This is a genomic window from Phenylobacterium sp. 58.2.17, from assembly GCF_026411515.1.
Taxonomy (GTDB): Bacteria; Pseudomonadota; Alphaproteobacteria; order Caulobacterales; family Caulobacteraceae; genus Phenylobacterium.
This window is the reverse complement of sequence record NZ_JAPMTQ010000081.1, coordinates 1-7,792: the sequence shown is the minus strand read 5'-3', so window position 1 is coordinate 7,792 and position 7,792 is coordinate 1. Positions and strand designations below refer to the sequence as shown.

At 71.3% G+C, this 7,792-nt stretch carries 8 protein-coding genes; 6 read left to right on the top strand and 2 right to left on the bottom strand.

Annotated features, from left to right (window positions below; genetic code table 11):
- Positions 1-91 precede the first annotated feature (91 nt).
- Positions 92-661 (top strand): 16S rRNA (guanine(966)-N(2))-methyltransferase RsmD, encoded by a 570-nt coding sequence (gene rsmD, locus OUA97_RS22780; RefSeq protein ID WP_267234376.1) that lies wholly within the window; start codon positions 92-94, stop codon positions 659-661.
- Here the strand turns inward: rsmD and OUA97_RS22775 are convergent.
- Positions 658-933 carry a YjhX family toxin gene (locus OUA97_RS22775; RefSeq protein WP_267234375.1) on the bottom strand — a complete coding sequence of 92 codons (276 nt, stop codon included), beginning with the start codon at positions 931-933 and terminating at the stop codon, positions 658-660. The genes rsmD and OUA97_RS22775 overlap by 4 nt on opposite strands.
- 385 nt (positions 934-1,318) lie before the next feature.
- Between OUA97_RS22775 and OUA97_RS22770 the strand changes: the two genes are divergently transcribed.
- From OUA97_RS22770 to OUA97_RS22755, 4 genes are read left to right on the top strand one after another with little or no spacing between them, the layout of a single operon-like run.
- Positions 1,319-2,923 (top strand): ATP-binding protein, encoded by a 1,605-nt coding sequence (locus tag OUA97_RS22770; RefSeq protein WP_267234374.1) that lies wholly within the window; start codon positions 1,319-1,321, stop codon positions 2,921-2,923.
- Between the two features lie 10 nt (positions 2,924-2,933).
- A complete protein-coding gene (locus tag OUA97_RS22765) occupies positions 2,934-3,155 on the top strand; it encodes a TipAS antibiotic-recognition domain-containing protein (RefSeq protein WP_267234377.1) in 222 nt (73 codons plus the stop codon).
- 57 nt (positions 3,156-3,212) lie between these two features.
- Positions 3,213-4,262 carry a DUF2157 domain-containing protein gene (locus OUA97_RS22760; protein ID WP_267234373.1) on the top strand — a complete coding sequence of 350 codons (1,050 nt, stop codon included), beginning with the start codon at positions 3,213-3,215 and terminating at the stop codon, positions 4,260-4,262.
- Positions 4,259-4,840, top strand: coding sequence for a GDYXXLXY domain-containing protein (locus OUA97_RS22755; RefSeq protein ID WP_267234372.1), 582 nt, complete (start codon positions 4,259-4,261; stop codon positions 4,838-4,840). The genes OUA97_RS22760 and OUA97_RS22755 overlap by 4 nt, the downstream gene beginning before the upstream one ends.
- A gap of 164 nt (positions 4,841-5,004) precedes the next feature.
- On the opposite strand, the gene mutL is transcribed toward OUA97_RS22755, so the two are convergent.
- A complete protein-coding gene (gene mutL / locus OUA97_RS22750) occupies positions 5,005-6,870 on the bottom strand; it encodes a DNA mismatch repair endonuclease MutL (RefSeq protein WP_267234371.1) in 1,866 nt (621 codons plus the stop codon).
- Between the two features lie 64 nt (positions 6,871-6,934).
- Between mutL and OUA97_RS22745 the strand changes: the two genes are divergently transcribed.
- Positions 6,935-7,783: a TraB/GumN family protein gene (locus tag OUA97_RS22745; RefSeq protein WP_267234370.1), complete on the top strand. Its 849-nt coding sequence runs from the start codon at positions 6,935-6,937 to the stop codon at positions 7,781-7,783.
- Positions 7,784-7,792 lie beyond the last annotated feature (9 nt).

The window sequence follows — 7,792 nt, the reverse complement described above, 5'->3', positions numbered from 1 at the left end:
CGCGTCCCGACGGCCCGCGCTCGGGCGGCGGCAAGCCCGGCCCGCGGGGCCCGCGCCCCGGCGGTCCGCGTGGACCTAAGCGGGACGGCTGATGCGCATCGTTTCCGGTGAGTTCCGCGGCAAGGCCATCGCCACGCCGCCGGGCGATCGCACGCGCCCGACCTCCGATCGCGCGCGCCAGGCGGTGTTCAACATCCTTGAGCACGCGGCCTGGTCGCCGGGCGTGCGGGACCTGCGGATCATCGACCTGTTCGCCGGCTCCGGGGCGCTGGGCTTCGAGGCGCTGTCGCGCGGCGCGGCCTTCTGCCTGTTCGTCGAGACCGACGAGCAGGCCCGCGGAGCGATCCGCCAGAACGTCGACGCCATGGGCCTGTTCGGCCGCACGCGGGTGCACCGGCGCGACGCCACCGATCTGGGGACACGCCCCGGCGCCGACGGTCCGGCCTTCGATCTCGCCTTCCTCGACCCGCCCTACGGCAAGGGCTTGGGCGAGGTCGCGCTCGCCAAGCTCGCCGCCGGCGGCTGGCTCGCGCCCGGTGCGGTGGTGATGTTCGAACGCGGCTCGGACGAGCCGGACTTCGAAGTTGCGGGGTTCGATAAGCTGGACGCGCGCGACTACGGCGCCGCGCGCGTCCACTTCCTGAAGTTCGCCGGGGCCTAGAAGGCCCGGGCGGACGTGCGGTTGTCGAGCTGACTGCGCAGGCTCCTCAGTCCCTCCTTGGTGATCTGATAGGGCTGACTGTCGTAGCTGGCGATCAGCCGCTTCTGCTTCAGGCTCTTGAAGACCGCGACGTTGCAGTCGCTGAGCACCCAGCCGTCGCGGGTGATGCAGTCGGCTGCGATGATCTCGCCGCGCTCACCGCGTTCGAGGATGATCCGGCCGCCTTGGGCCAGGGCGTGCAGCGTGCGTTGCTGCGCTTTGGAAACGTTCAATGGAATATCCAGCGTTCAGGCATGAGAAAGCGCGCCCGGGCCAGATCTCGTGAAAACGAGGGCGCGGACGTTGGGGCCTGACTGCCGATTTTCAGACGAGGACGCCGGCTCGGCGGTTAGGCCCGGACCTCGAACGCAAGCTCAGACATGAAATCCTCTTTCTTGAGCCGTACCTCGCCATCATGGCGTAGCCGCACGCCGCCGTCCAGGCGCCGGGGTCGGCGTCCGAGCACCTGAACAGCTCCGACCGCCTTCCGTATGTGACGGCGGCATGACGGTTGTGTGACATTATCCATTTGATTTAACAAAGAAAAATATCATCGATTCATGGCTCGTTAGCCGAGGGGCGACTAAAGCGCTGCTCGACCCGCGAGAGCCTTGTCCGATGACCGCCATCCTGCTCGACCTGATCCAGTCGATCGCGCCGATCACGCCGGAAACCCTGGGCCAGGACGTCTATGACCGCTTCCAGGCCGAGCCGGACACCCTGGCGATCGCCGTGGTCGACGACGAGGGCCGCCCCGTCGGCCTGGTCGAACGCAACGCCTTCTTCGTGGCCATGGCCGCCCACTATGGCCGGGCGCTCTACGCCCTGCGGCCGATCTCGCTGTTGATGAACGCCGCGCCGCTGGTGGCCGAAGGCGACACCGCGGTGGCCGAGTTCTGCGGCGACGTGCTGGCCGATCGCTCCAGCGAGGTGATGAAGGGCTTCGTGGTGGTCAGCGGCGGCCGCTACGCCGGGGTCGGCTCGACCCTGGCCTTGCTGCAGGCGACCAGCGCCGCCAACCGCGCCCACGCCGAGGAGATGACCCGGCTGGCCGACACCCTCAACCAGGCCAAGCTGGAGGCGCAGAGCGCGCTGACCGCCAAGTCGCAGTTCCTGGCGGTGATGAGCCACGAGATCCGCACGCCGCTGAACGGGGTGCTGGCCATCGCCGACATCCTGCAGCGGCGACTGGGCGACCCGGCGCTGAAGCCCTACGTGGCCACCATCCAGGACTCCGGCCAGACCCTGCTGCGGCTGCTGACCGACGCCCTCGACTTCAGCCGCGCCGACGCTGGCCAGCTGGAGCTCGCCGAGGACAGCTTCCACCTGCCGGGCCTGCTCGACGACCTCTCGGCGCTGTGGACCGCACGGGCCGAGCTCAAGGGGCTGAGCCTCGACTTCCGCTACGACGGCGCGCTTGACCAATGGGCGCTGGGCGATGCGGTGCGGATCAAGCAGGTGTTCAACAACCTGATCGGCAACGCCCTGAAGTTCACCCGCCAGGGCGGCGTGCTCGTGCTGCTGGCGGCCCGTCGCCGCGACGTACATGTGCTGATCGAGGGCGAGGTGCGCGACAGCGGCGTCGGCATCCCCGCCGACCGGCTGGGGGCGATTTTCCAGCCGTTCAGCCAGACCGAGGCCGGCGTGCGCGAGGGCGGCGCAGGGCTCGGCCTGTCGATCTGCCGCCAGCTGGTCGAGCAGATGGGCGGCGCCATCGAGGTCGAGAGCGACTCCTGCGGCACAGCGTTCCGCTTCGAATTTCCGCTGTTCGACCTGCCGGCCCCGAGCCAGGCCGCGATCGCCGCCGAGCCGGACCTCAGCGGCGGCCCCGACGGCCTGCACGTGCTGATCGCCGACGACAACGCCACCAACCGCCTGGTGGCCGAGACGCTGTGCGGCATGTTCGGCTGCACCAGCGAAAGCGTCGAGGACGGCGAACAGGCGGTCAGCGCCGCGGCCTCCGGGCGCTTCGACCTGGTGCTGATGGACATCAAGATGCCGAACCTCGACGGCGTCGGCGCCACGCGGCGCATCCGCGGCCTGGCCGGGACGGCTGCGCAGGTGCCGATCCTGGCGATCACCGCCAACGCCGACCCGTGGGACGCGGCCAACTACTTGGCGCAGGGCATGGACGGGGTGGTCGAAAAGCCGATCAAGGCCGAGCGCCTGCTCAGCGCCATCAACGGCCTGTTCCTTCAGGACGCGGAGTCGGTCGCCGCTTGACCCTCACGGACTGCCGGCGAACGGAGAGGCCGTGGCGCCGCTGGTCGCGCGCCACCACGCCTGGGTCGCCGCCGCCTGGAAACGCGCGCCGGACGCTCCCGCGTACCGCGTCCTGGCGGACATGTACGCCGATCATCCCGACTTCCGGGCCAGGTACGAGGGCCGCGCGGCCGGGTTCGCCGACGACCTGGTCGCGGCCATGCGCGCCTTCGCCGAATCCCGCCTGAGTTGAGGTTGCCTGCGTCGGCGGCATGGGCGAGGGTCCAGGCCGAACGGCGCGGAGGCGTGGATGGCGAGCTACAGGGCTCGACTGACCAAGGATGTCGATGAATGGATCGCCGCCGGGCTGGTGCCGGCGGCGAACCGGCAGGCGATCCTGGAGCGGGTGTCGGACGGCCGGCGGATCGACGCCTCGGCCGCCCTGGCGGTGATCGGGGCGCTGCTGCTGGGGGCCGCGGCCATCGCCTTCGTGGCCGCCAATTGGGGCGCGATCCCGCGGCTGCCGCGCTTCGGGCTGATCGTCGGGCTGTTCCTGGCGACGGCGGGCGGCGGGGCCTGGGCTGCGCGGGTCGGCCGACCGCTGCTGAGCAACACCCTGCTGGCGGTGGCGGCCCTCGTCTATGCCGCCGCCATCGGCCTGACCGGCCAGATCTTCGACATCGCCGGGGACCCGCAGCGGGCTTTGCGCAGCGCCGGCCTGGCCGCCGCCCTGTTGACGCTCGCCGGCCGCTCCAGCGCCGCGGGCGTCGTCGCCCTGGCGCTGTTGGGCTTCGGCGAGTTCGCCGGCCGCTTCGACGGCGGCGAGAGCCGCTGGCTGATCTTCGCCGCCCCGGTCGGCATGGGCCTGGCCTGGCTGTGGAACTCCAAGCCGCTGGCGCACGCCTCGGCCCTGGCGCTGATCGTCGGGCTGGTGGCGGCGATCGCCCAGTTCGAGCGCTGGGGCGCGACCAGCCTGCTGGCCAGCGCCGCGGTGCTGGCGGTGCTGGCCGCCACCGCCCGGCAGCTGGGCGAGCGGCGCACGGCGCTGATCTTCCTGCTGTGGTTCGTCTGGGGCGCGCTGGTCTTCTATGGCGTCGCCGGGTTCGACGAGTTCAAGGGCGGGGCGCTGATCGCCCATCGTGCGGCCTGGCTGCTGATCTCCGGCGGGGTGATCGCGCTGGGCATGCATGACCGCCAGGGCATGGTCACGGCGGCCGGCGTGGTTTCGATGATCGCCGCGGTCTGCGCGATCCTGTTCGACCTGGGGCTGGGCCTGATGACCGCGGCCGGCCTGTTCGCAGTCTGCGCGCTGATCGCGCTGATCGCCGGCGGCCTGACCCGGCGGAGGGCCAAGCCATGATCGCCGGCCTACCCCTGCGCATCGCCGCTGCGGCCGCTGTCCTGGTGCTGCTGCTGGTCGGGGTGGTGCTGCGCGAGAACGCCGCCCGCGCCGCCGGCCGCGAGGTGCTGTTGCCGATGGAGGCGGTCGACCCGCGCGACCTGCTGACCGGCCACTATGTGGCCCTGCGCCTCTCTCAGCAGCTGGCGCTGGGCCAGCCATGCCCGCGCGAGCGCACGAGCTTCGAGGAGGGCGGCTGGATCGGGTTGAAGCCGGCCGGCGGCCACTACCGGTTCGTCGGCGTCGGGGCGAGTCGCCAGGCCGTCCTGGCCGGCGGCGCGCAACTGGCGGTGCGCGGCGGCGTCTATTGCTCGCGCACGGCCTTCGGGAACGCCGAGGCCGACGTGGTGACCCTGGACATCGGCGTCGACCGCTTCCACGCCGACCAGGACGAGGCCCAGGCCATCGAGACGGCGCTGCGGCAGCGCCGCCAGGGCGAGGCCCCGGCCTTCGCCGTCGTATCGGTCGGCGACGATGGCCGCGCGCGGCTGAAGGGCGTGATCGTCGGCGGCAAGCGCACCGACCTGACCTGGTGGTGAGGCACCCGCGGCCTCCAGGTGTCATCCCGGTTTCGGCGTAGCCGAAGACCGGGACCCATTCGCGTCTGAGTTTGGGGGAATGGGGCGCGGCCGAGCCGCATCCTGATCAATCCGGTGTTCATAGGTCCCGGTCTTGCTTCGCAAACCGGGATGACACTCTCTGCTCAGCGCCGCCCGAACAGCCGCTCGATGTCGGCGAGCTTGAGCTCCACATAAGTTGGGCGGCCGTGGTTGCATTGGCCCGAATGGGGCGTGGCCTCCATCTGGCGCAGCAGGGCGTTCATTTCCGGCGCAGTCAGCCGCCGGCCAGCCCGGACCGAGCCGTGGCAGGCCATGGTTCCGCAGACCTCGGCCAGACGCTCCTTGAGCGCCAGGGCCTGGCCGTTCTCCGACAGGTCGTCGGCGATGTCGCGGATCAGGCCGGCGACGTCGGTCTCGCCCAGCAGGGCCGGGGTCTCGCGCACCAGCACCGCACCGGGACCGAACGACTCGACCACCAGGCCCATGTCCTCCAGCTCGAGGCTGCGCGCCACCACCCGCTCGGCCTCGGCGGGATCGAGCTCGACCACCTCGGGCAGCAGCAGCACCTGGCGGGCGACGCCGCCGCCTTCCATCTGCACCTTCATCTGTTCGTAGACGAGGCGCTCGTGGGCGGCGTGCTGGTCGACGATCACCACCCCGTCGCGGGTCTGGGCGACGATGTAGGTCTCGTGCACCTGGGCGCGGGCCGCGCCCAGCGGGAAGTCGACCGGATCGAACGCCACGCTGGGGGGCGGGGCCTCCTGCAGGCCTTGCGGCGGCGGCGTCCATTCGGGCGCAGGTTCGGCGCGGGCTGAGACCTCGGTCAGGCCGGGGATGGCCTGCGCCGCGGCGATAGCAGAGGTCCAGCCGCCGGCCTGCCAGGCGGAGAAGCCTTGGGCCGAGGGCTGCGGCGGCGGGTAGCTCGGCTGCGGCGACCAGCCAGGGCGCAGGTTGGAGAGCGTGTCGCTGGCGACGGTCGTGGCCGCCCGATGGCCGGCGCCGGCGAGCGCGTGGCGCAGGCCGCCGACGATCAGGCCGCGCACCAGGGCCGGATCGCGGAAGCGCACCTCAGCCTTGGCCGGGTGGACGTTGACGTCGACCAACGACGGATCGAGATCGAGATAGAGCGCCACCAGCGGATGGCGGTCGCGGGCCAGGAAGTCGGCATAGGCGCCGCGCAGGGCGCCCTGGAGTAGGCGATCGCGTACGGGCCGGCCGTTGACGAACAGGTACTGGTGGGCGCTGTTGCCGCGGTTGAAGGTCGGCAGGCCGGCGAACCCGGTGAGGCGCACGCCCTCGCGCTCGTGGTCGATCTCCAGGGCGTTGTCCGAGAACTCCCGCCCCATGATCGAGGACAGTCGCGCCAGCCGCCCGTCCGGCCCCTTGCTCTCGGCCGGCAGCCGCAGGGTGCGGCGCCCGTCGAGGTCGAGGGCGAAGGACACCGCCTCGTGCGCCATGGCCTGGCGCTTGATCTCGTCGGCGATGGCCAGCGCTTCCGAGCGCTCGGACTTCATGAACTTCAGTCGCGCCGGCGTCGCGTAGAAGAGGTCGCGCACCTCGACCCGCGCCCCGTGCGGGCCGGGGAAGCCGGACGGGGTCACCGCCCCGACTGTGCCGCCCTCGACCAGGATGGCGTGGGCGTCGGCGGCGCCCTTTGCGCGCGAGGCGATCGACAGCCGGGCCACCGAGCCGATCGAGGGCAGCGCCTCGCCGCGGAAGCCCAGGGTGTGGATGTGCAGGAGGTCGTAGTCGCCGGCGTCGTCGGGGGCGAGCTTGGAGGTCGCATGCCGCTCGATGGCCAGGGCCAGTTCGTCGGCCGACAGGCCGCAGCCGTCGTCGGCGACCAGGATGCGGGTCAGCCCGCCGCCGTCGGCCTGCACCTCGATGGAACGCGAACCAGCGTCCAATGCGTTCTCCACCAGTTCCTTGATGGCGCTCGCGGGGCGCTCGACCACCTCGCCGGCGGCGATGCGGTTCACGGTTTCGGGCGGAAGGCGGCGGATGGGCATGGTCACGCTTCGGTTAGCTGGTCACTATATGGCGATTCCGGGGGGCAAGTCTGGAAGGTGGTCCGTGAAACCGACCCTTGGCGTGGCGCTGGCCGCCGTCATTCTCGCATCTCCCGTCTCGGCCCAGGTCCCGCTGGTCCCGGTCGCGCCCCTGCCGGCCGGGGTCGTCGATCCGAACGAGACCCTGGTCGAGGAGCTGGTGGTCACCGCGCGCCTGCCGGGGCCGGCCTGGTGGCGCGTCTCCAACGGGACCTCCACGGTCTACGTGCTCGGCGCCCCGACCGTAGCGCCCAAGCGCCAGCAATGGGACCGCCTGCAGTTCGATCGTCATCTGGAAGGCGCCAATGCGGTGATCCTGCCGTTCACCGGGCTGAAGGTGAAGCTGGCCGGCGCTCCGGGGGCGGCGATCAGCTATCTGCGCCTGAAGTCGAGCAAGCCGTTCGAGGACAGCCTCGATCCGGGCGAGCGGGCGCGGTTCGCGGCGGTCCGCGGCAAGCTCGGCCAGCCCGCCGACCATTACAAGACCAAGCACCCGCTGGCCGCGGCCCTGATGCTGACCGACGACTACCGGGAGAAGGAGAACCTCACCACCGCCGACCCGACCAAGCTGATCAAGTTGCTCGCCCAGCAGAGCGGCGTGAAGGTGGTGCAGCGCTCCTATGATCTTGGTCCTTTGCTGGGGGCGGTCACCCGCACCTCGCAGTCGGCCGGCGAGGCGTGCCTGGACGAGGTGATGGGCGAGATCGAGGCCGGGCCGGGCCCGCCCAGTCGCCGCGGGGCCGTTCGTCACGGCCCTCCGGACGCGGGCCGCGCGGCTTGGCCGGCTTGCCGTCGTTGGAACGCGGGCCGCGCTCGATCAGCGTCGCACCCTTGCGCCTGTCTCTTATACACAAATCCGAGCCCACCAGACTAGCCTCATGAT

Excerpts from the sequence above, each read along its gene's own strand:
- rsmD (WP_267234376.1), top strand. The coding sequence starts at position 92 with ATGCGCATCGTTTCCGGTGAGTTCCGCGGCAAGGCCATCGCCACGCCG.
- OUA97_RS22755 (WP_267234372.1), top strand. The coding sequence starts at position 4,259 with ATGATCGCCGGCCTACCCCTGCGCATCGCCGCTGCGGCCGCTGTCCTG.
- OUA97_RS22770 (WP_267234374.1), top strand. The coding sequence starts at position 1,319 with ATGACCGCCATCCTGCTCGACCTGATCCAGTCGATCGCGCCGATCACG.
- OUA97_RS22760 (WP_267234373.1), top strand. The coding sequence starts at position 3,213 with ATGGCGAGCTACAGGGCTCGACTGACCAAGGATGTCGATGAATGGATC.
- mutL (WP_267234371.1), bottom strand. The coding sequence starts at position 6,870 with ATGCCCATCCGCCGCCTTCCGCCCGAAACCGTGAACCGCATCGCCGCC.